This is a genomic window from Brevibacillus ginsengisoli (assembly GCF_050113715.1).
In the GTDB taxonomy this organism is placed as follows: domain Bacteria; phylum Bacillota; class Bacilli; order Brevibacillales; family Brevibacillaceae; genus Brevibacillus_H; species Brevibacillus_H ginsengisoli.
The window spans coordinates 267,500-292,544 of sequence record NZ_JBNJQR010000007.1 but is presented as its reverse complement, the minus strand read 5'-3'; the positions used below and the strand labels follow the sequence as shown (position 1 = coordinate 292,544).

The following is a 25,045-nucleotide window of genomic DNA, read 5'->3' as shown; positions in this document are numbered from 1 at the left end:
AGACCCCTCATAGACGATGAGGTTGATAGGTTCGGTGTGGAAGTGCGGCAACGCATGGAGCTGACGAATACTAATCGGTCGAGGACTTATCCACGTTTTCTTAGCGAATGTCAGAGCGAGTATATGTTCTTGTGCAGCGACTTTGCGCCATAGGCGGACGGAGCCAACAAGAAGCATATAGGAGCGACCTGTTATCCAGTTTTCAGAGAACAACAAAGCAGCTCATGAACCTATCTTTCGAGATAGAGCCATGAGCTGCTTTGTTTTTTTATGCTACCTAATGAGGTTAGAGTTCGAGTTAAAGTGTCGTAACACATGGTGATGACGAATATTGAAAGAAAGGACTTATCAACTTCTCAACCAGTATAACAGGCATTCAACCCTGATGTCCGCTTATCGCCACATCAAGGAGCCGAAGTTCATGCACTGCGTGTCATTTTTATTTCACCTTTACCGCCTTAATACATCCATATTCAGGCTGCCACATCGCTTCGTGTACGGCTTGCTCAATGTCATCAATTCGTGCTTTTGCCACGCCTTCAGAAATGGCGCACTTTACCACTGCTATAGCGACCTTAGCTGAAGTGATCCGGAGGTCTTCAATCTTGGGAAGCAGTGATGCACCTGGCGCGCAGATGTCAACCATCCCTGCCACCGCTTTTGCAGCAGCGACGAGCATGCTGTCTGTTACTCGCTCAGCCTTCGACACAATCGTGCCAAGTCCAATTCCAGGGAATACAAAAGCGTTATTGGCTTGTCCAATGATATAGGTTACCCCTTTGTAATGGACCGGTTCAAACGGACTTCCGGTAGCAACCAAGGCTTTTCCATCTGTCCACTCGATAAGATCGGATGGCTTTGCCTCGGACTTGGCTGTGGGATTGGAGAGAGGCAAAATGATGGGGTGGTCTGTGTGAGCTGCCATCGCTTTGACAATTTCTTTAGTAAACGATCCTCCAACCGTCGAAGTCCCGATAAGAATGGTGGGATGTACCCGCTGAACCACCTCTAGAAGGCTAATTTTACCCTCGGCATCTTTATTCCAGTCGTCTACTTCCTCCACTGGACGCGCAAAAGGCTTTTGAAAATCCCGAAGGTCTTCCATAGATTGAAGCAACAGCCCCGGTCGATCAATTGCCCAAAACCTGCTAGTTGCCTCCTTTTGCGAAAGTCCTCCCCGTACCATCTCATCCCGAATTTGTTCCGCAACACCAATACCAGCAGTCCCCGCGCCAAACACAACAATTCTATGTTCCGACAAAGGTTTCTCAGAAGCGCGTACTGCGGACAATACAACCGCCAGCGAAACCGAACCAGTTCCCTGAATGTCGTCATTAATCGTACAGATCTCATCTTTATATCTTTCAAGGATTGGTCTGGCATTTGGCTGTGCAAAGTCTTCCCAATGTAGAAGGGCATTCGGATAGATCTTCTGTGCAATACGGACATACCGATCAATGAACGTATCATACTGTTTACCATGAATCCGTGGATGGCGAATTCCGACATAGAGTGGGTCATTCAGCAATTCTTCCCGGTTCGTGCCCACATCTAAAATGACCGGGATCACGCGACGAGGATCAATACCGCCCGCCACCGTATACACGGCGAGCTTACCCAAGGCAATGTCAATACCGCCCACACCCCAATCTCCTATGCCCAAAATACGTTCACCGTCAGTGGCTACGATGATATCAATTTCGTTTGCATGCGCACCGAAGTTAATGAATGCTTCCTCAATGCTGTCTGGATCGTCGATAGATAAATAAACACCAACAGGGCGACGATATAGTTGGCTATAGTGCTCAATCGCTTCACCGACTGTTGGGGTGTAGATAATAGGCAGCATTTCACTTAAGTGCTCGGAAACCAGTCGATAGAACAAAACTTCGTTCCTGTCGCGAAGAGCCGATAAGTATACATTTTTTAACACATTCGAAGGCTGACTAGAATATTGTTGATAGGCTCGTTCAGCTTGCTGTTGAATAGTAAGAACAGTTGGAGGGAGCAAACCTCTAAGACCCAGTTCATGCCGCTCCTCTGATGTAAAAGCCACACCTTTATTAAGTTGAGGGGTTTTCAGCACTTCAGCCCCTTTTGCGCTGGTTTCAATAATCCCCTTTGGATGTACTGTGAAATTTCGCAATGTTCCATCCCTCTATTCCATAAGGTTATTTCATCCAGCTTTTAAATTGTCCGATGAAGCGATTAATCATGCATGCTGTTACTATTTGTTTGATTCTCCTATTCCTACAGAAGCAGAGTGGCAATATGCATGTAAAGCAGGGACCACTGGTTATAGATACGGAGAGTTAGATAAGATTGCCTGGTATAATGAAAATTCAGTAGACCAAGTCCATGAAGTAGGAAGAAAGGAACCGAATGCATGGGGGCTGTATGACATGATTGGGAATGTTTGGGAGAAGTGCTGGGATTTATATGATGAGCAAGTTTACGGCTCCTACCGAATTTTTCGAGGAGGCAGCTGGGCTGAAGAGGCAAGGGGTTGCGGGGCTTCATATCGTCGTCGTAGCCATCCTACATTTTGCATAGACGACCTTGGATTCCGTCTTGCCCGGTCTTTTTAATTTCTACAAACAAGTGTAAGAACATGACTTCTGAGTTCATCACCTTCCTCGTCTACAAGAACTTGAAGGACTTTGAGAGTAGCTTTTTTGTTAAACGCAATGCTGTGTTTAACATTAAATTCAAGATCATGTGCCAACTTTACTTGCAACTCTTCCGGAAGCTTAGTCTTTGAAACAACCATGCTTCTAACTCTACTTTCTGGATGGTTTGTAAGGAGCATAAGGATCTCATTAGTTGTTGAGCAAGCCAAACATCTAAGGGGTTTCATCCCAAGCGGCACGAAGGTGATCTAAAAAATCATTAACTTTATAAAACATACGTTGTGTTAATTTATCTGTACTTCACTAACGGGTATCGTTAGCACAAAAAAACAAATCCAGTCTAACACTTTATTATCGTGTTTTGACTGGATTTTTGTTCGGAAGGATAGAGCAGTCTAACAGCTTACTTAGGCGGAGCTGCATTGCAGGTCAGACGATCAAAAAATGTTGTAAAACCGTGATCCATCATAAAATGTGAGGACAGTCGACGCCACCATGATGACAAAAACCAACAGAATAGCCGCATAGTCGCTCTTGGAAAAAGGACGTGAGCTGTACCAGGTGCGCTTGTTCTTGTGTCCAAACCCTCGTAGCTCCATAGCGGCACTAATCGTTTCGATCCGTTCCAGGCTGGAGAAAATCAGCGGCATCAGCACGGATAGCGAGTTTTTCACTCGTTGGCGCAGCTTCGTTTTCTTGGACAGATCGATTCCCCGTGCTTGCGCGGCGAACGATATGTTTTGATAGTCACGCAGCAGGTCCGGGATATAGCGCATAGCAATCGCGACGGCATAGGCAATTTTGTAGCTGACACCGATACGGTTTAGAGATGCTGCGAATTCGCTGGGATCCGTCGTCAGGATAAACAGCAGGGCCATGGGAATGACCGTTACGTATTTCAGCGTAATATTGGCTTGATAAAAAAGCTGTTCGGCCGTTACGGTGTACCTGCCCGCAATGTGAAACAAATCATGCCGCGAGCCGTATATTTTCACACCCTCTAGAGGAGAAAAGGCGAAGATGGCCAAGTGATTCAGCAGCATAAAGAACAGGATTAGATACAGCACAAAAGAGACATCCCGAAATGAAACCTTCGAACTTTTGAATATGATCAAACTAATGAGAAACATCGCTAGCAAGCTCCGGGTATCATAAGTGATCATAGCGGTGGTTGACCATACCACGAAAAAGATCAACTTGGTTACACCTGTTAGACGATGGATAGGCGAGTCCATTTTAGTATAAGTCAACATTGCTGTTCTCATCGAACCCGAATCCCCCTGTCATAATCAATGAATCTTTGCACAAATTCCCGTGGGCGATCGTATCCTGCACGGAGCGCCAATTCATTGACAGACGTCATCTTCAGATTGGCCGATTCAAGTACGCCCGGGTTCGTTAAGACGGTTGCCGGTGTGTCATCAGCAATCTTATTGCCGTCCGCAAGCACGATGGTACGCTGTGCATACTCGAGCATGAGGTGCATGTCGTGTGTAATCATGATGATCGTCTTGCCGCTGCGGTTCAAGTCGAGCAAAAACTCCATAATTTCATTGTAATGCTTGAAGTCTTGCCCTGCAGTTGGTTCATCCAGAATGATGACTTCTGGACCCAGCACCAGGATAGAGGCGATGGTGACCCGCTTCTTCTGACCAAAGCTCAGCGCCGATATGGGCCAGTTGCGCATCTCATAAAGTCCACACACTCGCAAAACGTCATAGACGCGCGCCATGCATTCCTCTTCCGGCACCCCGCGCACTCGCAGTCCCAAAGCCACCTCATCGACTATCATGGTTTTCGAGATCATCTGATTGGGATTTTGCATAACAAAACCGATAGAATCCGCCCGTTCTTTAATCGTGTCGTCGATCATATCCCTTCCGTTATAGAAAATCCGTCCGGAAGTCGGTTGATGAAAGCCGCAAATTAGCTTGGACAGCGTGGATTTTCCGGCTCCGTTTTTCCCGACGATGCTTACCATTTCTCCTTGATGAATGCGAAAGGAGATATCTTGGAGGATCGTCCTGCCGCTGTCATAGCCGAAAGTAACCTGTTCTAGTTCCAGGAGGGCGTTCGTTTGGGCCGCACTCTCAGGTTGTTTCAAACCATGCACCCAATTAATCAATTTATCCCTACATGGCTCGAGCCGGATGGTGTCGATATGCTGGGGATTCATTTCTTCTGTAATCTCGCATCCTGCATATTTTAATGCGGTTATGTACAGAGGTTCACGGATGCCGGTCTCCTGCAAGAGCGTGGAGCACAGCAGCTGGTTGGGTGTCAAATCAGCCGCCACACGCCCTTCTGTCATAACAATGATCCGGTCTACCTCACGATGCAGTACGTCCTCCAGGCGATGCTCTACGATGATCACCGTTTTTCCTGTTTCTTCCTTGATGCGGTGAATCAGCTCAATCGTCTCTTTTCCGGTACGAGGATCCAGGTTAGCAAGGGGTTCGTCAAACAGCAGGATGTCCACATCGTCCACCATGACGCCTCCCAGGGTTGTTCTTTGCTTCTGCCCCCCGGAGAGCGCATGCGGAGAGGCTGTCAGATGGCTGTGTATGCCGGCATCTTGAGCCGCAGCCGCCACCTTAGCGAACATATCAGACTGTGGAACACCTTTATTTTCCAGCTTGAACGCGATATCCTCCGCGACGGTGAGTCCGACAAATTGCCCATCTGGATCCTGCAGTACCGTACCTACCATCTCCGACAGTTGAAAGATGCTCAGGTTCTTCTGTTCCTGGTCCATGATTTTCAAAGACCCTTTGCTCTCTCCCGGATAAAAAAAGGGAACTAAACCGTTGATGCAGTGGGCCAGCGTGCTCTTTCCTGAACCGGACGGGCCTACGATGAGAACCTTCTCTCCTTCGTAAATGGTTAGATTAATACCATGTAGCGTCGGCTCCGCTTGCGCACGATATTGAAAGCTATAATCTTTAAATTCGATAATCGGTTTCTTCATGTTGATCGTCCTCTTACCTTCTCGTAATCATAAAAAACTAGGCTGGCGCCAAGCCTTCGGCGTAGGCGACTGCCTAGTTGCGACGCGTAGGGTGTGATAGTGTCGGCGATTGAATAAAATCCTCTCGACGAACGGAAAAACCGGTGAAACCTCACCGGCTTTTCATCTTAACCTTCTTTGCTCAAGGTTCCCGTTTTGGTTCTCGTTTTGGCGTAACCGATTCCGAGCAAGGTGCCCAAAATACCTACGGTCACCATATTGGAAATCCCTGCTACAATTCCTTGGACGAATACTTTATCCGTTGGCTCTGCATAGATGACGATGTCGAGCATTGGTGCAACCACAAACCATGCTGCGGCATTTGCGATTATCTGAAAGAGGTTGAAGCGAATGATTTCACTCTTCCCAAACTCTCCTTCCCGAATGCGGATGTTTTTGGCCGCGAAGCCGATGATCAAACCGACGACTGCCGAGGCAATCACCCAGCTAAACCACGGTGAACCGTAAAAGATGGCGTCCTTCAGCGTGTGCCCGATTAGGCCGATCAAGAGACCTGCGACAGGTCCAAAAATAATCGCCATAAGTGCAAGCAAAGCGTATGCTGTCTCAATGTTGGTGTTCGGAATGCCGGTTGGAATTGACCCAAAGCGTCCGAGAATTACGAATAATGCAGAACCGACGCCGATTGCCACGATTGTCTTGATGGACAACCCATTGCTGTTTCCCATATCCTGTTCCTCCTTAGAAATATTTAAGATGAGATAAATATTGCGAATACAGGAACATTATAGCGAATGTGTGGATGGATTGGAATATGGTGGTTTGGCTCTTCGCTTGCTGCTCTTTATCAATATATCGTGCTTCCCCATATACTTGCTGAATTTTACCATAATTTGTTGCTTCGCTATTCAGTTCTTGTAGATTAAAAAAATAACAAGGAAACAAGTGAGAAAACACCCTGAAAACTGGATTTGACAAAGGGCTGCGCTCAAGCCGATCCTTTTTTCTTATTGCGGAACATTAACAAGGTTTTGCTTACTGTATTATTTTCCATTGTTTCCACTTAGTAACTTTTGTGTGATTATCGCGTCTAACCACTCAAAAGAGCAAATTTTATTTGAGGTGGTAAAATTGCCAGTACCAACAAAGCAAAAACGACTCATATGGATCACTACCGGAGTGATTGTTGTTACCGCCATTCTTTTATACGGACTTGTTCTAATTAACGATACCGCGGGGGGATTATCGGATTGGAGAATGTCTCATGCTATGGGACTTAACGAAACGATTCGCATCCCTCTTGGTAAAACTCCAGAGGATGCAATTCAACAGTTTCGACATTTTCCATCCATCGATGTCATTCACCGAGAACCTGTAAAAGAAGGGATCCTTTTGTTTATTAAGCGAGATTATCAACAAGAGAGTACCAATCTTCAGGTTGAGTACGCGCGGAAAACATGGCTCGGTTGGAAATGGGGATGGGGTGGAGGATACGGAATGGGGCTAAACAAATCTCCTCTTCAAGCGAAGTCCGCATTAACTTATATGAATTTCCCTCAAGTAGAGCATATCTCAACCCCTTTCCCAATGGTGTTTGGGGAGGTTTTAGATCCATCGATTAAAAGTGTTACCGTCAACTTTAAGGGTGATAAATATAAAGCTAAACTAACCGGGAAGGAACTGGGCATACAATCTGGTTCGTATTTCTACCTTCAGCGGATTCCTTTTCTATTGAAATTGAGGGTTTTAATGATAAAGGTGACCGAATTGCTTATCAAACATCAAATGATCCAACTGATAGTGGCTTGATAGATCTTATGAATTGATTTTTTGTGCTTGGAAACGGTTTTCGTTATACCGTATTTAGAAAGTATTGTGTTCGAATTTCTTATTTAAAGATAATATTCCTAATAAATTGTACTCCCAGGGAGTTTACACAAAGGTAATTGATGTCAGGTTATATTGCATTAAAGAAATTTATTTTAATCCAGTAAATTAATAGGAAAGTTTTTAAGAATGGTACCCCAACTGAAACTCCATAAATTGGTTGACATTCCCATGCGGAAAATTTAGAATATCAACTATTTAATAAAAGTATTAAATGGTTTCGTGGAAAAGTCTGATAAAATGACGACTTTGGACCTCCACAATTTACAAATAAACAGAAAGGTGGTTCAAAGCAATGTCGCATGAACCCCGAGGTGTAAAACAATTACGGGATTACGTTGATTCCCCAGATTTGCAAAGCAAGGTATATAAACGAACGTTGCTTATTGTCATCCTATCGCAAATGTTTGGGGGTGCGGGACTTGCCGCGGGAGTCACTGTCGGAGCGCTCCTTGCCAAGGATATGCTGGGAACGGATAGTTTGGCAGGTGTTCCCGCAGCGCTGCTCACCCTTGGCTCAGCTGTGGCCGCACTAATTGTTGGTCGTATTTCGCAACGATATGGCCGACGTTCGGGGCTTGCGATCGGGTTCTTGACAGGAGGCATTGGGGCAATCGGGGTAGTTTTTGCGGCAGTTAGTCATAGTATCACCCTTTTGTTCGCTTCACTCCTTATCTATGGGGCAGGCACGTCTACCAACCTGCAAGCGCGTTATGCGGGAACGGATTTAGCGAAGCCGACTCAGCGGGCAACAGCGGTGAGTATTGCCATGGTTTCAACTACATTCGGTGCTGTTGCCGGTCCAAACTTGGTATCTGTAATGGGGCAATTCGCTACGTCAATCGGTGTCCCTGCCTTGGCGGGGCCATTCATACTAGCTGCTGCTGCTTTCATCCTTGCCGGATTGGTATTTTGGATTTTCCTCCGCCCCGATCCATATGTCATCGCCAAAGCGATCGCCGAAGCAGAGGTCGATCAGGGCACCCATTCTGACATGCCTAGGAGTACCCCGACAATGAATAATCGGGGAATCATTGTCGGGGCTGCCGTCATGGTCTTAACGCAAATCGTAATGGTTGCCATCATGACCATGACGCCCGTTCATATGAGGCATCACGGACATAGTTTGAGCGAGGTAGGATTGGTTATCGGTATTCATATTGGGGCGATGTTCCTACCGTCTCTCGTGACGGGTATTCTTGTTGATAAGGTCGGGCGTATGCCAATGTCGGTTGCTTCGGGAGGGATTCTACTTGCTGCATGCATTGTCGCAGCGATTGCCCCCGCTGATTCCACGGGAGTACTCATCATTGCGCTCGCCTTGCTGGGACTTGGTTGGAACTTTGGGTTAATTAGTGGCACAGCGATTCTTATTGATTCGACTGATCCAGCGTCTCGGGCAAAAACTCAAGGAACCATTGATGTATTGATCGCTTTAGCTGGGGCATCAGGGGGGGCGCTGTCTGGTGTGGTGGTGGCCAATTCTAGCTACGGAATGCTCTCTCTCGGCGGGGGGATTCTCTCGCTTTTGCTGATTCCAGTCGTGATATGGTCACGTAACCCTCGCAAAGTGATGACATCGGAAAATAAGTCGATGTAGTTGAAAACTTAAGATAAACGGAAACGAATACTGGAACATACAAAAGGACCGAAAAATCGGTCCCTTTTCTTTAGTCAAAAACCATGTTCATTATCTTAAAAGTATGATTCAAGTAATCGATCGTAAACCTCTTGTGTGTCTACGTCAATTGTCCACAAGGAATCAGTGAAGGATATAAATATCCCCGTTTCTTTTTGCCTCGCAATGATTTCCATAAGGATATGGTCTACACACAAAACATGGTAAACTATCTTTCGTGGACAAATGATAGGAGGATTTTAGATGTTACCTATGGAGATTGTATGGAGACCAAGCACCGGGACCGGTTATGAACATCTCAAAATAAGAGAAAAAAATAATCAAATTCTCGTAGATAGTATTGTCATTGGAAGATTAGATGAGGATCAACTCTTTCGATTAAAATATGATCTCGTTCTCGACCAAAATTGGGTCACTCGAGAAGTAACCATGTGTATGTTGGGAGAAGATCGATTTTTGAGGCTGACATCTGACGGCAATGGGATTTGGAGAGATGAAAAGGGAGAAGTCGTTTCAGAACTCTCAGGCTGCGTTGATATTGATCTATCATGCACCCCTTTTACGAATACACTTCCTATTAGACGATTATCGTTTGATCTATCACAACAGCGAGAGATCAAAGTCGTTTACATTTCAGCTCGTGATTTGGTTTATAAACAAGTTAAGCAGAAGTATACCTTACTTGATAGTGGGGAGAATTCATCTGTCTATCAATATCAGAGCGGAAATTTTCAGGAGAACATTACGGTGGACTCAAACGGCATTGTATTGGATTATCCTAATTTATTCTTTCGTGAGACTATTTGAAACGACGTGACTGGCCTGACCGTTCACAGCGATCAGGCGTCTCAGTACACGTCCTATTCCTACTACGACAAGTTATCCGATTTTATGAGAAATGAGGGCAGTATTCTTTAAGGTATTTCTTCCTTCCACGATGTTCGGGTGGAATTGGATGGTTGCTTTTTGACGTACCAAGCTCACTCCGTTAATCGCCTGAAGCAAGGCCTCCTCGCTTGCCAGCTTGCCAGCATCCGCAGCGATAGCTAAGCCAGCAACGGTTCCCTGGGCAGACGCTACCTTGGCGCTTTCGATTCCGGTGATGTTGCCTGCCACGTAAAGTCCTTTCAACGGAGTCTGCATCCGCTCATTGTGAAGGGGAACATGTCCACCGAGTGAAGGGATGTAAGCGAAGGGACAGCCTGCTACCGCTGCTAGCTCCGCGAGTGGACTAAGCCCTCCGGAGATACAGACGAAGTCGGCGGGTATGACTTGTTCGGTTCCGGCAATGATTTCCCCGGAAGGAGTGACGTCAGCGATCCGAACGCCTTCCACACAGGTTGTCCCGATAATTTCTACTGCCGCCTTGCGCAGCTGTATTGGGATGTCCCACGTCTTCACCCCATTTTTGGGATAGAACCTGATACCTAAACCTTGCAGCCACTCATTGACGACGAACTTGCTGCCGATTCGAAGAAAGGGTGAAGGGGCAAGATGAGCAAAGCGAAGCATGGACTGCATGACAGCTTTCGGTTTTGCAGCCTCCTCGGTGACGATGGACATGGAGGGAAGCACCATGCGGTCGATTTTGACGCCCGCGAGCATCAATTCACGGGAGATCGCCATGGACAAAATGTTGATGCCAACAATCACACCGCGTTCACCGACACGTACGCGCTGCACATTGGTCATCACCTGAGCTGCTCCAATGGACATGACGCCAGGGAGTGTCCAGCCAGGGATAGGAACGGAGGTTTCGGATGCGCCAGTCGCCAACAACAACGTGGTTGTTTCCATATCTCCTTCGCTGGTGGACACGATCCATCCTCGGTCTCCTTGCTGCACGGAGAAGACGCTTACTCCACAACGGATATCCACACCTGAGCTTTTGGCCTTGTCACACAATTTGGCGGCTTCTTCCCAACCATTCCACCACTCACCGCTTGGCTCTTGATGCAGCTGTCCCAACAATCTGCCACCCGGTCGATAAAATTCATCTATCACTCGCACAGACAAGCCTTTTTCTGCACATGCAACCGCTGCCGAAAGTCCGGCCGGTCCCGCACCGACAATAAGCACATCCATCATTTTATTTTGCCTCCTGACTTGAGCGGCGTTGGCAGGATACTGTTCCCCTGGACCTCCATACCTTCTTCCACAAGCGTGAGACAGGAGCGAATCCCAGGGACACCGTTCACGCTGACTCGGCATTCGAGACAATGGCCGATATTACAATAAATCCCCCGGGGAGTCCCTTTTTCTTCGTGAACGCGCAATGTCCGAATCCCATTTGCCAGTAAGGATGCGGCAATAGTTTCCCCTTCCAAAGCAGTATAATTGATTCCATTGAACCGAAAAGAGAGTGAATCTGCCGCCTCTCTTGAACCGAGTATGGGGTGGTTCAGAATTCTGTGATTCATTTACTCCCGCCCCCCGATAAGTTGAAAGGTTACAGGGCGCACTGGTGGCTGGTACTTCAACGGAGCTGTGTTGTCAGGTTGAATTCCGGTTGTACCCTCTATAATGTTGTTCAATAGGCTGCGGCAGGTGCGACCACCGCAATACCCCATTCCGGCACGTGTACGCAGCTTCAACTCTCGTGCGGTGCATGGATAGGTTTCAAGGGTTTCGACTATCTCACCCAATGTTACTTCTTCGCATCGGCATATCACCATGTTGTTCGGTTTCATGCTAGAAGCGCCTCCTCTCGTTTGCTTTTGGTCAATTCCTGCATGATCCATGCCAGCCCTTCGACAAATCATAGCCCTTATGCATTCGGATGAACAGGTTTACTGGATGGCATGGGAGTTGCTTAAGTTTTTAACGCACAACCAAGTTCTGAGAGGAGAAGAAAAATGGAGAAACTTCAAAAGTTGAGAGAGCAGATGAAGAGGGAAGGAATTGATGGCCTTCTCGTATCGTATGGGCAAAATCGACGTTATTTGACTAATTTTACGGGTACATACGGTTATGTTTTAATTTCCGCGGACAAAGCCATGCTATTGACTGATTTTCGTTATTCGGAGCAAGCGCTTAAGCAGGCGCCACACTACGAGGTAGTCAAACTGCCTACGAAGGATGCGCTATTTACGCAGGTGGCTAGCCTGGCCGAGCAAATAGGTATAAAGAGGCTTGGCTTTGAAGAAGATCACTTGACCTGCGGCCTGTTTCGGAAGGTTGAATCCGAGTGGAAGCGAGAAATGATACCTGTTTCGGGGCTAGTGGAAAAACTTCGGATGATCAAAACCCCGGACGAGCTGGATAAGCTACGCACGGCTGCGCAGATCGCTGACGCTGCTTTCACGCATATCATCGGATGGATGAGACCGGGTGTGAAAGAGTGGGAAGTGTCGAACGAACTGGAGGCATTCATGCGCAACCAAGGGGCAAGTTCCTCCGCTTTTGACACGATCGTGGCCTCAGGCGTTCGATCTGCCCTACCGCACGGAGTGGCGAGTGAGAAGCAATTAGAACAAGGGGATATGATCACGCTTGATTTCGGTGCTGTTTATCAAGGTTATCGCTCCGATATCACACGAACAGTGGCACTTGGAGATCCTCACCCAAAACTAAGAGAGATCTACGGAATTGTATTGGAGGCCTTGAAAAAGGGGATTGACGGAATCAAACCGGGAATCACCGGACGGGAAGCGGATGCGCTGTCTCGGGACTACATTGACGCGCATGGATACGGCGAAAACTTCGGTACAGGGCTGGGCCACGGTGTGGGTCTCGACATACACGAAGAGCCATTTTTGTCCAAAAGCTGTGTCAAAGTGATTGAACAGGGAATGGTGATCACCGTAGAGCCCGGAATCTACGTGCCCGGCTTGGGAGGAGTCCGCATCGAGGATGACATCCTGGTTACAGCCAACGGCAATGAACTCTTGACTCATTCCCCACGTGAATTGATTGTTTTATAAGGAACGTGAAATCCCAGTGCCTAATTGGTGCTGGGATTTTTCTATCTTATTGGAATGTTTAATTTCTTTACAACGGTAAAGTGATTAAACTTTCCTTCTTTTCGCGTAAGCCCGCTAAAGAAAAGACTTCGTCCGCTCGACGCTCATTTTAAGGGATACCAAGCGTAGAGAACGAAGGAAGGAAAAGAGTCGGCATTCTTTACATCAGACTGAGAAACGAAGTGATTTTCTTGTCGACTCCCTTCCGCAGTGAACGGAGCGGACAGCAAATACTACACGCGAGCTTAAACAGAGCACAGAGGGACGAAGTCTTTTCTCCCTCTGTCCAGATTTTTATACAGCTTCCCCCAGACACTGTACAGAAGCCTTTACACTTGTTACGTGTTTCGTGAGTACAGGGATTGGCATAGGTTTTGCAGTTTCAATTAATTCGAAATATTCAAAATTAAATAAAGGGGGAATCGTTGTTGAGAAAAAGTTTGTTTATTTTGACGAGTTCACTGGTTATGTTGGGGGCTGTTTTGTCCGGCTGTTCTGGTGGTGGTCAAACAGGAGGGGCTTCCGGCCAATCATCAGCTGGACAGTCAACGCAATCGACAACCACCGCGGCAAAATCACCGGGTGAGGCCAAGGTACTGCGCTGGAATCTGCATTCAGAACCACCAACTGCCGATCCGACGATTGCCGAAGACACGACTTCATTGGCCATCAACAAAGCTACATTTGACGGATTGACACGCATTCAGGAAGACGGTAAACCACATGAGGCGATCGCCGAGAAGATCGAAGTTTCTCCTGATATGAAAACGTATACATTCAAGCTGCGGGATTCCAAATGGAGCAACGGCGAACCCCTTACGGCGAAAGATTTTGAGTTTGCATGGAAGCGGGCGCTGGATCCGAAGACAGCTTCCAATTACGCCTATCAACTCTATTATATCAAGAATGGCGAAGCGGCTAACAAGGGCAAAGCCAAACTGGATGACGTAGGTGTCAAGGCACTGGATGACAAGACACTGCAAGTTACGTTGGAAAATCCAACCCCTTTCTTTCTGGAGCTGACTGCATTTGATACCTACTTTCCAGTCAACGAGAAGCTGGTCAAGGCGAATCCCAATTGGGCGACGGATGCCAAGACTCACCTGGGCAACGGACCTTTCAAAATGGAAAGCTGGGAACACAAGAGCAAACTAGTAATGGTGAAAAACGACAACTACTGGGATAAAGATGCGGTGAAGCTCGACAAAATTGAATTTTCTATGGTAGAGGATGAAAATACGGAGCTTTCCATGTTTGAAAATGGAGAAATCGATTGGGCAGGTCATCCGCTCAGTTCACTGCCGACAGATTCAATGCCTGCCATGAAAAACTCGGGGAAAATGGTCGTTCACCCCGTAGCCGCAACCTACTGGTACAAATTTAACACAGAAAAACCTCCGTTCAACAACGTTAAAATCCGCAAAGCATTTGCCTATGCGATCAATCGACAATCGTTAATTGACAACGTATTGCAGGCTAACCAGCAACCGGCTATGGCGATAGTTCCTCCATCGATGTCGCTGAATCCAAATGGATGGTTCAAGGACAACGATCAAGAGACCAGTAAAAAACTGTTGGCGGAAGGAATGAAGGAACTGGGTATCACCAAGCTGCCGCCGATTACACTTTCCTACAACACGTCAGAGGGACACAAGAAACTTGCCGAAGCGATTCAAGATCAGTGGCGTAAAAACCTTGGGGCTGATGTGAAGTTAGAGAATCAGGAGTGGAAAGTGTATCTGGAGACGTTGCATCAGGGCAACTACCAGGTAGGGCGTTCGGGCTGGTCGGCAGACTTTAACGATCCGATCAACTTCCTGGAAATTTTCAAAGAAAAGATGGGTGGAAACAACGATACCCGCTGGGAGAATCCGAAATACAAGGAATTGCTGAATCAATCGGCGCTCGAATCCGATCCACAAAAACGAAAAGAAATCTTGAAGCAGGCCGAACAGATTCTGATGGACGAAATGCCGATTATGCCGATCTATTATTACACGCACACATGGGTGAAGAACGACAAGGTTCATAACGTGGTGACAGATGCTCTTGGTGGAATTGACTGGAAGTGGGCTTCAATCGAGTAGACCAGTAGAAGGAGGAGTCGCATATGAAAAAGTGGAGAAGTGCGGTTGTATCGATGATCATGATTGTTGCGTTAGCTCTCGCTGGCTGTTCTAATCAGCAGACTTCTGGCTCATCAAGCTCGTCAGGGGCAGGGGATAACGAAATAGTAGTAGGGGTAATTCTCCCGATGACGGGCAACAACGCGACGGACGGCAAGGATATGTCCAATGCGGTGGACATGGCGGTGAAAAAGATCAATGCGGCTGGCGGCGTTCTCGGGAAAAAACTGAAGATAGAAATTGCGGACGATGGTTGTGATCCGCAGATGTCGACGGCGGCAGCCAACAAACTGGTTTCCCAAAACGTCACGGCGGTTGTTGGGGGATACTGTTCCGGAGCGACTCTGCCAGCATCCGGCGTATTTAAAAACGCTGGAATACCGATGATCGTCACGGCAGCGAATTCCGCCAAATTGCCGGCGCAAGGGTACGATACGCTATTTTTGATCAATGGGCTGGTTCCTGATCAGGCGCAAAAAGCAGCCGATTACATGGGAAATAAAAATGCAAAAAAAATAGCGCTGGTTCATGACAACTCCGCGTACGCCAAGGATCTTGCCGACTCGGCCAAGGCAGCGATTGAGAAGGCGGGTGGCACCGTCATCGCCTTTGAGGCAATCAATCCGGAAGAAAAGGATTTTAGCGCACTAGCTACCAAACTAAAGGGGCTGCAGCCGGACGCCACCTATTTTACCGGTTACTATGCTGCGGGAGGTCTCATGCTGAAGCAATTTAAGCAAAAGAGTGTTCCTGGGCTTTTCATGGTGGGTGACGGTTCCTTCAGTGAGGATGTGATCAAGATAGCAGGAGCTGACAATGCGGAGGGTCTTTTGATCACAGCCACTCCTACGGCAGAGTTAATCGATGGGGCGCAAGCGTTCGTCAGCGAGTACAAGCAAGCGTATAACCTTGCTCCGGGACCTTTTTCGGCTCTCACGTACAACGGGATTAATCTATTAGCTGATTCGCTCAAGCGCGCCAATTCAACAGATAAGGAAGCGCTGAAAAAAGCAATCAAGGAAACCAAGGAATTTCAGGCGTTGGGGCAAACGATCTCCTTTAACAACCAAAATACGTTGGACACCTCCAACTTTGCCGTTATACAGGTGGCAGGTGGTAAGTTCACGCTGGCCAAGTAGGCGGGAAGGAGAATGCGGCCATGGAAATGCTTGTGCAAACACTATCAGACGGGTTGGTGATCGGAGCTTTTTACAGTTTGATCGCGCTGGGTTACACCATGGTGTTCGGGATCATCAAGCTGCTTAACTTTGCTCACGGAGATCTGTACATGCTCGGAGCGTTTGTTGGATATAGTCTCTTAAGCTGGTTGACCGACAATGGGACATCCGGTGCGGGCTTGATGGGAATTGCCTTTGTCTTTCTCGCGACGATGGCGATTGTCGGGGTAGTGGCAATGGGGATTGAGCGGGTGGCGTATCGCCCGCTTCTTCTTGCTCCCCGTCTGTCGATTTTGATTACGGCCATTGGGGTGTCACTGTTGCTTGAGAATGGGTCAATGATTGGATGGGGAGCACAGTATCGGGTATATCCGATACAACTGTCTAACCAGGGATGGGATGTATTCGGGGCACATATCACCTATGTACAAGGGACATTGGTGCTCGTATCTGCCCTGTTGATGCTAACCTTGCACCTGTTTATTGGACGCACCTTTTACGGCAAGGCAATGCGAGCGATTGCGCTGGATCAGACGGCATGCAGCCTGATGGGTGTCAATGTGAATCGGGTGATTGCGCTTACGTTTTTTATCGGAGCATCTCTCGCAGCCGGAGCAGGGATGATGGCGGGAGCCTATTACGGGACGGTCAACTTCATGATGGGTTTCATCATTGGGTTAAAGGCGTTTACCGCCGCTGTTTTGGGCGGAATCGGGAGTATCCCGGGCGCTATGCTTGGGGGCCTTGTGCTTGGGCTGATTGAGACGACGGGGACGTACTTTTTTGGCGGTTCGTGGAAGGATGTCGTCGTGTTTTCTTTGTTAATCCTGATTCTCGTGTTGAAACCGACAGGCATCATGGGCACAAAAGTGACAGAGAGGATGTAGGTGAAAGATGAAACGATCTGTAAACGTATGGGTGCTCATCCTGTTTGCGCTTGCGGCCTGCCTGCTTCCCTTTGGCATCAACAATTACTGGCTGGACGTAGCGACGATGGCCCTGCTTTATGTCGTACTGGCCCAGGGGTTAAATATTGTCGTCGGTTTTGCGGGACTGCTCGATCTTGGTTACGCCGCTTTTTTCGCGGTTGGTGCCTACACCACGGGAATCTTGATGACGGTGTACCATTGGTCTTTTTGGCTTACGCTTCCGGTCGGGATCGTGATTAGCGCCATCATCGGGGTCATCATTGGCGCTCCGACGTTGCGGCTGCGCAGTGACTATTTGGCAATCGTTACACTTGGTTTTGGTGAAATCATTCGAATTTTAGCGATCAATCTGACGATCACAGGGTCAGCGTCTGGCATCTATGGAATTCCTCGTCCTTCGATAGGCGGTTATATGTTGTCTGGACAGCAGGACTTTTACTACATGTTCCTTGTCGTAGCGATATTATCTGTCATCTGTGTTTCTCGGTTGCGCCGTTCTCGGATTGGCCGCGCCTGGACGTACATTCGGGAAGACGAGGATGCGGCGGAAGCGATGGGGATTAATCGAATCCACATGAAACTTTTGGCGTACTCTATCGGTGCTGTGATCGGTTGTCTCGCCGGTTCCATCTTCGCTGTCAAAATGAGCGCCATCGCTCCGTTAAGCTTCAGTTTCATGCAGTCCATCATGATTTTGCTTGCGGTCGTGTTGGGAGGTTTGGGGAGCGTTTCTGGTGTTGTGCTGGGGGCCGTGTTGGTCATCGCTCTTCCGGAATTGCTCCGCTCCGTAGAGGATTGGCGCTTTGTGCTGTTCGGAGTTGCGCTGATTGTGATGATGGTGTATCGCCCTCAAGGCTTGTGGCCGGCCCAATCCGGCAAGGAAGCACAGAAAGAGGCCGAGATGGAGGGGAGGGAAAGCACCGATGCACAGTTTGACAATGAAAAATGTAACGCTTAGGTTTGGCGGTTTGGTTGCGATCAACAATCTGTCCTTTGACGTGGAGGCGGGCTCCATAACGAGCATCATCGGGCCAAACGGGGCGGGAAAGACATCCGTTTTTAACTTGCTGACGGGCTTTTATCAGCCGAACAAAGGAAAGATTGAATTAAACGGGGTCTGCCTGAACAACAAAAAACCGAGTGAAATCACCCGACTGGGACTTGCCCGAACGTTTCAGAATCTGCGTTTGTTTCCTAACCTGACCGTGCTGGATAACGTGAAGGCCGGGATGCATTGTCGAACGAAACAAAAGGTTCTGGGGGCTTTGCTGCATACCCGAGCGCAGCGGGAAGAAGAGCACCTGATCGAAGCAACCGCAATGGATTGCCTCTCCTTCGTGGGAATCGAGCAGTACGCGCATCGCATCGCTAAGCATTTGCCATATGGAACGCAGCGTTATCTCGAAATTGCCAGAGCGTTGGCGACCAAGCCCCAAGTGCTTCTCTTGGATGAACCGGCGGCTGGGCTGAATTACGAAGAGAAGGAGAATCTGATCCAGCTGATCCGCCGAATTCAAGCAACGTACCGAGTGACAGTGTTGATTATTGAACACGATATGGCGCTGATTAAAAAAGTGGCCGAAAACCTGATTGTGCTTGATTACGGAGAAAAGATCGCGGAAGGAGCACCAGATCAAGTGTTGAACGATCCACGGGTTGTGGAGGCTTATCTGGGGAAGGAGGAGGCCGTGTGAGTGCGCTGTTGAGCTTGATGGACGTTCAAGCCTTCTATGGTAAGAATCAGGCATTGAAAGGAATCAGTCTGGAAGTACACGAGGGTGAGATCGTTGCCCTTCTGGGAAGCAATGGAGCCGGAAAAAGCACGACGCTGAAGACGATCTCCGGTCTGGTGAAGCCGAAAAACGGAGAAATCCTCTTTCAAGGGCGAAACATCGTCCAAATGCAACCACATAAAATCGTTGAAGCGGGTATGATTCATGTGCCGGAAGGGAGGCGCATATTCACCGGGCTGACGGTAGTGGAAAATCTGGAACTGGGCGCCTTTACGGTACGAGGGAACAAAGGCTTGGTAAAAGAGGGAATTGAACGTTCTTTTGAGTTTTTTCCTCGATTAAAAGAGAGAAGCAAACAGTTGGCTGGAACCTTGAGCGGTGGGGAACAGCAGATGCTAGCCATTTGCCGCGGATTGATGGCGCGGCCCAAATTACTCATGCTGGATGAACCTTCAATGGGTTTGGCGCCGATTATCGTTCAGGAGATTATGGCCATCATCAGAGAGATCAACCGACAAGGGACGACAATTCTATTGATTGAGCAAAACACCAAGGCGGCTTTGGGTCTGGCTCACCGCGGTTATGTGATGGAGATCGGCAGGATCACGGTACAAAATACAGCGGAAGTGCTGCGAAAAGATGACTCGATCGTAAAAGCGTACCTGGGAAGTTGAAAGCAGAATGAATACGATCACGTCTTACATTGCCTTATCGTCCAAAAATGGAGGGGATGGTTATGGAAGTGATCCGCATTTTGTCAGAGGTAATGCCGCCGAAGCGTGAACGGCGCTATCGGCGGTCTGGATGGGGAAGTTGTTTTTTAAGTTTATTAAAAAAGTTTAATTGCTTTACGTGGTAAAGCAATTAAACTTTTTCCATGCGCGCAATCCAACTAGAGAAAAGACTTCGGCCGCTCGTGTCTCATTTTAAGCGAAACCCAGCGTAGAGAACGTAGGAAGGAAAAAGAGTCGGCATTCTTTACGTCAGTGAGAAGCGAAGTGATTTTCTTGTCGACTCCCTTCCGAAGTGAACGAAGCGGACAGTTGTTGCTACACGCGAGCTTAAACAGAGCTTAGAGGGACGAAGTCTTTTCTCCCCCCGCTATTTCTTAATCTTATTATACAACGTCGCCCGAGAGATCCCGAGACGTTTGGCGGCAGCCAGCTTGTTGCCTTTCTCCAGCTCAATCGCTCGGATGATGACTCGCCGCTCGTGTTCCTCAAGCTCCTCCTGCAAGGAGAGCAGTTCTTCACTTGTGGGTAATGGCGGATGCTTCGGATTGTTCTGAAACGAGCTGGGCAGATCCTCTTCCTTGATGACTCCATCTGTGGAAAACACGACAACTCGTTCAATCGTGTTGCGCAGCTCGCGAATGTTCCCCGGCCAGTCGTGTTCCAACAGGCTTTGCATCAGATTGGGCGAGAGCGCTTGAATCGGTCGGTTGTAACGCAAGGAGAACTCATATAAGAAGTAATGGGCCAGTTCAATCGCGTCCTCAATGCGCTCCCGCAAAGGTGGTATGTGAAGCGTCACTACATTGAGACGGTAGTACAGATCCTCGCGAAATTTTCCTTCTTTAATCAAGTCTTCCAGGTTCTTGTTTGTCGCTGCTACAACGCGAAAATCGGCATCAATCTGTCTTGTGCCGCCGACCGGATAGTACTTCTTCTCTTGCAAAACCCGCAATAGCTTCACTTGCATATCGAGCGGCATTTCACCTACCTCATCGAGGAACAACGTGCCTCCACGAGCCAGCTCGATCATACCCTTTTTCCCTTTTTGATCAGCTCCTGAAAAAGCTCCTTTTTCATAACCAAACAGTTCGCTTTCGAACAAGGAGGGAGCAATGGCTCCGCAGTTGATGGCGACAAACGGTGTTCCCGGCTCTTCTCTGACGTCATGAACCGCTTTGGCAAACAGTTCCTTGCCTACCCCGCTTTCGCCAAGAATCAGGACGGTTACCTCTGTGCCTTTCAGCTTTTGGATGAGACCCTTGATCCTTTTAATCGCATGACTGGTTCCTTTGATCGACTGAAACGGATCGGTGGATGGGCTTAGCTTCGCCATTTCCTGTTGCAGATGGTGAACTTTTTTGGTGGCGTTCAAGAGTTCCTGATTCAAACGAACCTGGCTGGTGATATCTGTTTCAGCGGCAACGGCTCCAATGATTTGGTCATGCAATTGGATTGGATTGGTGTTGATCAATACGAAAATATCTTCACGCGGCTGGTGCTGTCGGCGATAGACGGACTCCCCTGTCTTCAGCGTCTTGATGGTTTGCAGCATATCCATCGGGAAAAAATCGGTGATTGGCTTGCCGATGATCTCGTTCGCCTTAATGGAAAAAATCTGCTCCGCTCCTTCCGTCCAGACTACGACGTTACCACTCTCGTCAATAACCGAAATGGAGGCATCCATGGTTTTGATCATCGTCTCAAAGTACGCTTCAAGATATTCATAGGCGCGAAAAACGGCCGGAAGCGCTTCGTGTTGGCTTACATAACCCACTGTTTCCCCGTGCTCGTTCGTCACGAGGACTAAGCGGCTTTGCCAGAGCAGCGGAATCGCCTGAGCGAGTGAACTAGCAAGTGAAACGGTCGGGTAGATCTCCGTTGTATCCAGTTTCTCCACATCTCGCTGCATTACTTCTTGGAGCGTCGGCAGCTTATGCTTCAAGCGAATCCCTCCACGTGATAATAATGTCCAAATATTTATACATTTCCTAAGTATTATACACTTCCTGCTAGTAGTGTCAATTTTTTTAGACAGAATGAAGGGGAAAGCCCTGTTTTAAGGATTGGCACATAGCTTGCAATGTAGGAAGGTGGAGCATGGAAAAAACGCATTTAAGGGAGAGTCAACCATGAGTAGTCAATCGCATGCTGAAGTGATCGTCATTGGTGGCGGAATTATCGGGGGAGCTATTGCCTACTACACGGCAAAAGCGGGGATGCAGGTAACCGTATTGGAGCGGGGAGAACTGGCCGGTGGCACGTCCTCTCGCTGTGACGGCAACATTCTCGCAATCGATAAAGACCCCGGATTTGACAGTCAGATGTCGCTAAAAAGCCAGGAACTGGTTGACCAGCTAAGCCGGGAGCTTGATCATTCGTTCGAATACCGAGCACCGGGCAGCATTCTTGTATGCGAAACAGAGGAGGAAATGTCCGCTGCCGAGGAGTGGGTGCAAAAACAGAAAAGAGCGGGGCTTGCCTTTCGCATGTTGGATCGTTCCGACATTCGGCAGGAGTCGCCCTTTTTCGCAGACGACCTGCTTGGCGGGTTAGAATGCGCAACCGACTCAACCGTCAATCCGTACTTGCTTACTTACGCCTTGTTTGATGGGGCCAAGAAGCACGGAGCAAGGATTGTTCAGCGGACAGAGGTGAAGGCTGTAAGCAAAAATCCCGCAGATGGCAATTTTCGACTGGATACGACCAATGGAGACTGGACCGCGAAACAAGTGGTGAATGCTGCGGGCGTTTGGGCGCCGCACATTGGGCAGATGCTGGGTCTCGATATTCCAATTGCTCCGCGGAAAGGGCACTTAATCGTTGCTTCCCGACAGGTTCCGGTTGGATTGCGCAAGGTCATGGAGTTTGGTTACTTGCTCTCCAAATTCGGCGGCACGCGAAAAGTGGATGAAGAGACCGAGAAGTATGGAGTCGCTCTCGTGTTTGAACCAACGGAGAGTCAGAACTTTTTGATTGGCAGCTCAAGGCAATTCGTCGGATTCGACACCCGAGTGGACATGGAGGTTATACGCTGTATGGCTCGCAGAATGCTCCGCTTTTATCCCAAACTGGCCGACTTCAATCTGATTCGTACGTATGCTGGATTGCGGCCGTGGACGCAGGATCATTTGCCAATCGTGTCAGCTGTTAAGGAAGTCCCGGGATTCTTCATTGCGGCCGGCCACGAAGGAGATGGAATCAGTTTGGCGGCTGTCACCGGGAAGCTGATGTCCGAAATGTTGAGTGGTCAAAGCGAGACGATCATCCCGACAGAGCCGCTTCGTTATGAGCGCTTTCAGTTAGAGGGGGTAAAAGGATGAGAACGCGCAAGATTTTTCAAACCATCGATACGCATACGGGAGGAAACCCCACCCGAACGGTCATTTCTGGATTGCCTAAGCTAACCGGAAAGACCATGGCGGAAAACATGCTTCAGATGAAACAGGAGCATGACTGGATAAGGCGGTTGCTGATGTTCGAGCCACGAGGACATGAAGTGATGTCTGGAGCCCTACTGCTGGAGCCGTGTCATCCCGGGGCTGATGTCGGTGTGATCTACATAGAGACAGGTGGCTATCTGCCGATGTGCGGTCATGACACGATCGGGTTCTGTACCGCATTGGTGGAGACGGAGATGATTCCAGTCGTGGAACCCGTAACCACGTTGAAGCTGGATACGCCAGCCGGACTGGTTGAGGCGCGGATCGACGTGGAGAACGGCAAGGCCAAGCAGGTCAGTTTCCGCAATATTCCGGCATTCGTATACGAACAAGAGGTTTCCGTTGAGGTTGAAGCGCTAGGAACGGTTACCTGTGATATAGCCTATGGCGGAAACTTCTATGCGATTACCGATGCGCGGAAGCTCGGATTGGAACTGATCCCGCAAAATGCCTCCAAGGTAGTGGAAACAGCAGTACGTATCCGTCAGGCCATCAATCACCACATCAAGGTGGTCCATCCCGAATACCCGTTCATTCAAGGTGTGACCCATGTGGAGTTCTATACGGATCCGACTCATCCGAAGGCTCACGTGAAAAATACGGTAGTCGTGCCTCCGGGAGGAATTGACCGCTCTCCATGCGGTACAGGAACCTCCGCCAAGCTGGCCGTCCTGATGGCCAAAGGAGAAATAGACTTGGGCGAGGAGTTCATTCACGAGAGCATTGTCGGGTCTTTGTTTCATGGACAGGTGCTCGAGCAGACAATGGTAGGCGACTTGCCAGCCGTCGTGACGCAGATCAGCGGCTCCGCTTGGCTAATGGGCATGCACAGCTTTTTCTACAATCCGGAAGATGAATTGGCGGAAGGGTTTTTGCTTATTCCTCCCGCTGAAGACCACGAGTAAAAAATCAAACCATTTGAGAGGAGAATACAACTATGGCACGTTTTGAAGGAGTTTATATCGCATTGGTTACACCGTTTACCAACGAATTCGAGGTAGATTACAAGCGTCTTCATGAGCTTTGCGACTGGTTGATTGATCAAGGAGCACAGGGATTGATTCCATGCGGATCACTTGGAGAATATGCCTCCCTGACAGCGGAAGAAAGGGCCAAAGTGGTAGAGACGGTAGTCGAGGCCACAGCAGGACGAGTTCCTGTCGTCGTCGGTTCCGGTGCGCCTAGCACGCAGCAGGCAGTAGGCTGGGTACGCCATGCCAAGGAGGCTGGTGCTCAAGGGATCATGGCTTTGCCGCCGATCAACTATAATCCGCGGGAAAACGAGATCATCGCTCATTATGAAGCGCTTGCCTCTGTAGGGCTCCCGATTATCGCCTACAATAACCCGCATGATTACAAAACAGACCTGACGCCCGATCTGTTGGTGAAGCTGTCCAAGATCGAGAATATCGTAGCGGTCAAGGAGTTCTCGGGTGATGTTCGCCGTATGCACGAAATTCTTGCAAAAACCAATCTCGAAGTCATGGTGGGCGTAGACAACCTGGCGATGGAAGGTCCGATGGTCGGAGCGACAGGCTGGATTTCCGGTGTACCAAACGCCTTGCCTAAGGAAGGGGTAGAAATTTTCCGCCTTGCTCGTGAAGGTAAGCTGGAAGAAGCGCTCGCCATCTATCGTCGCATGCTTCCGCTCTATCGCTTCGACGCCAGCCCTCAACTCGTTCAAGCGATCAAATACATGATGGAGCTGGCCGGTTTCCCTGTAGGTCCAACTCGTCCGCCAAGACTCCCACTTGCTGAAGCCGATTACGCGAAGATTCGCGAGGCTTATGAGTTCGCTGTCGGAAAAGAATAACACGAA

The 25,045-nt window shown here is 48.6% G+C and carries 21 protein-coding genes, 1 rRNA gene and 2 pseudogenes; 16 read left to right on the top strand and 8 right to left on the bottom strand.

What is annotated here, in order from left to right; translation table 11 throughout:
• Together ACQCN2_RS16145 and ACQCN2_RS16140 are read left to right on the top strand one after the other, a co-directional pair.
• Positions 1-94: ribosomal RNA gene (locus ACQCN2_RS16145) — 23S ribosomal RNA — on the top strand; the annotation flags it as partial.
• Between the two features lie 252 nt (positions 95-346).
• A pseudogene (locus tag ACQCN2_RS16140) lies at positions 347-433 on the top strand (DUF444 family protein); the annotation flags it as partial.
• A gap of 6 nt (positions 434-439) precedes the next feature.
• Here the strand turns inward: ACQCN2_RS16140 and ACQCN2_RS16135 are convergent.
• Positions 440-2,146, bottom strand: a complete 1,707-nt coding sequence (locus ACQCN2_RS16135; protein ID WP_426929964.1) for an NAD-dependent malic enzyme — start codon at positions 2,144-2,146, stop codon at positions 440-442.
• Between the two features lie 103 nt (positions 2,147-2,249).
• Between ACQCN2_RS16135 and ACQCN2_RS16130 the strand changes: the two are divergent.
• Positions 2,250-2,588, top strand: a pseudogene (locus tag ACQCN2_RS16130) (formylglycine-generating enzyme family protein); the annotation flags it as partial.
• Between the two features lie 479 nt (positions 2,589-3,067).
• Here ACQCN2_RS16130 and ACQCN2_RS16125 read toward each other — a convergent pair.
• The 3 genes from ACQCN2_RS16125 to ACQCN2_RS16115 all read right to left on the bottom strand — a co-directional run bounded on the left by ACQCN2_RS16125 (position 3,068) and on the right by ACQCN2_RS16115 (position 6,326).
• Positions 3,068-3,895, bottom strand: a complete 828-nt coding sequence (locus tag ACQCN2_RS16125; protein ID WP_426929963.1) for an energy-coupling factor transporter transmembrane component T family protein — start codon at positions 3,893-3,895, stop codon at positions 3,068-3,070.
• A complete protein-coding gene (locus tag ACQCN2_RS16120) occupies positions 3,892-5,598 on the bottom strand; it encodes an ABC transporter ATP-binding protein (RefSeq protein ID WP_426929962.1) in 1,707 nt (568 codons plus the stop codon). The genes ACQCN2_RS16125 and ACQCN2_RS16120 overlap by 4 nt, the downstream gene beginning before the upstream one ends.
• Before the next feature lie 167 nt (positions 5,599-5,765).
• The gene (locus tag ACQCN2_RS16115; RefSeq protein ID WP_426929961.1) at positions 5,766-6,326 is read right to left on the bottom strand and encodes an ECF-type riboflavin transporter substrate-binding protein; all 561 of its coding nucleotides are present in this window, start codon (positions 6,324-6,326) and stop codon (positions 5,766-5,768) included.
• Between the two features lie 403 nt (positions 6,327-6,729).
• On the opposite strand from ACQCN2_RS16115, the gene ACQCN2_RS16110 reads away from it, so the two are divergent.
• From ACQCN2_RS16110 to ACQCN2_RS16100, 3 genes are all read left to right on the top strand, one after another.
• Complete coding sequence (locus ACQCN2_RS16110; RefSeq protein WP_426929960.1) at positions 6,730-7,407, top strand: hypothetical protein; 678 nt, start codon at positions 6,730-6,732, stop codon at positions 7,405-7,407.
• A gap of 373 nt (positions 7,408-7,780) precedes the next feature.
• Positions 7,781-9,085 carry an MFS transporter gene (locus ACQCN2_RS16105; protein ID WP_426929959.1) on the top strand — a complete coding sequence of 435 codons (1,305 nt, stop codon included), beginning with the start codon at positions 7,781-7,783 and terminating at the stop codon, positions 9,083-9,085.
• A gap of 282 nt (positions 9,086-9,367) precedes the next feature.
• Entirely contained in the window at positions 9,368-9,931 is a 564-nt protein-coding gene (locus ACQCN2_RS16100) for a putative glycolipid-binding domain-containing protein (protein WP_426929958.1), read from the top strand.
• Between the two features lie 72 nt (positions 9,932-10,003).
• Here the strand turns inward: ACQCN2_RS16100 and ACQCN2_RS16095 are convergent, their stop codons facing one another.
• From ACQCN2_RS16095 to ACQCN2_RS16085, 3 genes are read right to left on the bottom strand one after another with little or no spacing between them, the layout of a single operon-like run.
• Positions 10,004-11,212: an NAD(P)/FAD-dependent oxidoreductase gene (locus tag ACQCN2_RS16095; RefSeq protein ID WP_426929957.1), complete on the bottom strand. Its 1,209-nt coding sequence runs from the start codon at positions 11,210-11,212 to the stop codon at positions 10,004-10,006.
• A complete protein-coding gene (locus ACQCN2_RS16090) occupies positions 11,209-11,544 on the bottom strand; it encodes a (2Fe-2S)-binding protein (protein WP_426929956.1) in 336 nt (111 codons plus the stop codon). Before ACQCN2_RS16090 ends, ACQCN2_RS16095 begins: the two co-directional genes overlap by 4 nt.
• Positions 11,545-11,814: a (2Fe-2S)-binding protein gene (locus tag ACQCN2_RS16085; RefSeq protein ID WP_426929955.1), complete on the bottom strand. Its 270-nt coding sequence runs from the start codon at positions 11,812-11,814 to the stop codon at positions 11,545-11,547.
• Between the two features lie 165 nt (positions 11,815-11,979).
• Here ACQCN2_RS16085 and ACQCN2_RS16080 point away from each other — a divergent pair, with 165 nt between their 5' ends.
• From ACQCN2_RS16080 to ACQCN2_RS16050, 7 genes are all read left to right on the top strand, one after another.
• On the top strand, positions 11,980-13,047 hold the full coding sequence (locus ACQCN2_RS16080; RefSeq protein ID WP_426929954.1) for a M24 family metallopeptidase: 1,068 nt from the start codon (positions 11,980-11,982) through the stop codon (positions 13,045-13,047).
• Between the two features lie 467 nt (positions 13,048-13,514).
• Positions 13,515-15,173 carry a peptide ABC transporter substrate-binding protein gene (locus tag ACQCN2_RS16075; RefSeq protein WP_426929953.1) on the top strand — a complete coding sequence of 553 codons (1,659 nt, stop codon included), beginning with the start codon at positions 13,515-13,517 and terminating at the stop codon, positions 15,171-15,173.
• 23 nt (positions 15,174-15,196) lie between these two features.
• Positions 15,197-16,351 (top strand): branched-chain amino acid ABC transporter substrate-binding protein, encoded by a 1,155-nt coding sequence (locus tag ACQCN2_RS16070; RefSeq protein ID WP_426929952.1) that lies wholly within the window; start codon positions 15,197-15,199, stop codon positions 16,349-16,351.
• A 20-nt stretch (positions 16,352-16,371) separates the two neighbouring features.
• Complete coding sequence (locus ACQCN2_RS16065; protein ID WP_426929951.1) at positions 16,372-17,277, top strand: branched-chain amino acid ABC transporter permease; 906 nt, start codon at positions 16,372-16,374, stop codon at positions 17,275-17,277.
• A 7-nt stretch (positions 17,278-17,284) separates the two neighbouring features.
• Entirely contained in the window at positions 17,285-18,277 is a 993-nt protein-coding gene (locus ACQCN2_RS16060; RefSeq protein ID WP_426929950.1) for a branched-chain amino acid ABC transporter permease, read from the top strand.
• On the top strand, positions 18,243-19,013 hold the full coding sequence (locus tag ACQCN2_RS16055) for an ABC transporter ATP-binding protein (protein ID WP_426929949.1): 771 nt from the start codon (positions 18,243-18,245) through the stop codon (positions 19,011-19,013). The genes ACQCN2_RS16060 and ACQCN2_RS16055 overlap by 35 nt, the downstream gene beginning before the upstream one ends.
• A 17-nt stretch (positions 19,014-19,030) precedes the next feature.
• Positions 19,031-19,726 carry an ABC transporter ATP-binding protein gene (locus ACQCN2_RS16050; RefSeq protein WP_426929975.1) on the top strand — a complete coding sequence of 232 codons (696 nt, stop codon included), beginning with the start codon at positions 19,031-19,033 and terminating at the stop codon, positions 19,724-19,726.
• Between the two features lie 427 nt (positions 19,727-20,153).
• On the opposite strand, the gene ACQCN2_RS16045 is transcribed toward ACQCN2_RS16050, so the two are convergent.
• Positions 20,154-21,695, bottom strand: a complete 1,542-nt coding sequence (locus ACQCN2_RS16045; protein ID WP_426929974.1) for a sigma-54 interaction domain-containing protein — start codon at positions 21,693-21,695, stop codon at positions 20,154-20,156.
• Between the two features lie 220 nt (positions 21,696-21,915).
• Between ACQCN2_RS16045 and ACQCN2_RS16040 the strand changes: the two genes are divergently transcribed.
• From ACQCN2_RS16040 to ACQCN2_RS16030, 3 genes are read left to right on the top strand one after another with little or no spacing between them, the layout of a single operon-like run.
• A complete protein-coding gene (locus tag ACQCN2_RS16040) occupies positions 21,916-23,106 on the top strand; it encodes an NAD(P)/FAD-dependent oxidoreductase (RefSeq protein WP_426929948.1) in 1,191 nt (396 codons plus the stop codon).
• Positions 23,103-24,131 carry a proline racemase family protein gene (locus tag ACQCN2_RS16035; RefSeq protein ID WP_426929947.1) on the top strand — a complete coding sequence of 343 codons (1,029 nt, stop codon included), beginning with the start codon at positions 23,103-23,105 and terminating at the stop codon, positions 24,129-24,131. The genes ACQCN2_RS16040 and ACQCN2_RS16035 overlap by 4 nt, the downstream gene beginning before the upstream one ends.
• A 32-nt stretch (positions 24,132-24,163) precedes the next feature.
• Complete coding sequence (locus ACQCN2_RS16030) at positions 24,164-25,039, top strand: dihydrodipicolinate synthase family protein (protein WP_426929946.1); 876 nt, start codon at positions 24,164-24,166, stop codon at positions 25,037-25,039.
• Positions 25,040-25,045: the final 6 nt, after the last annotated feature.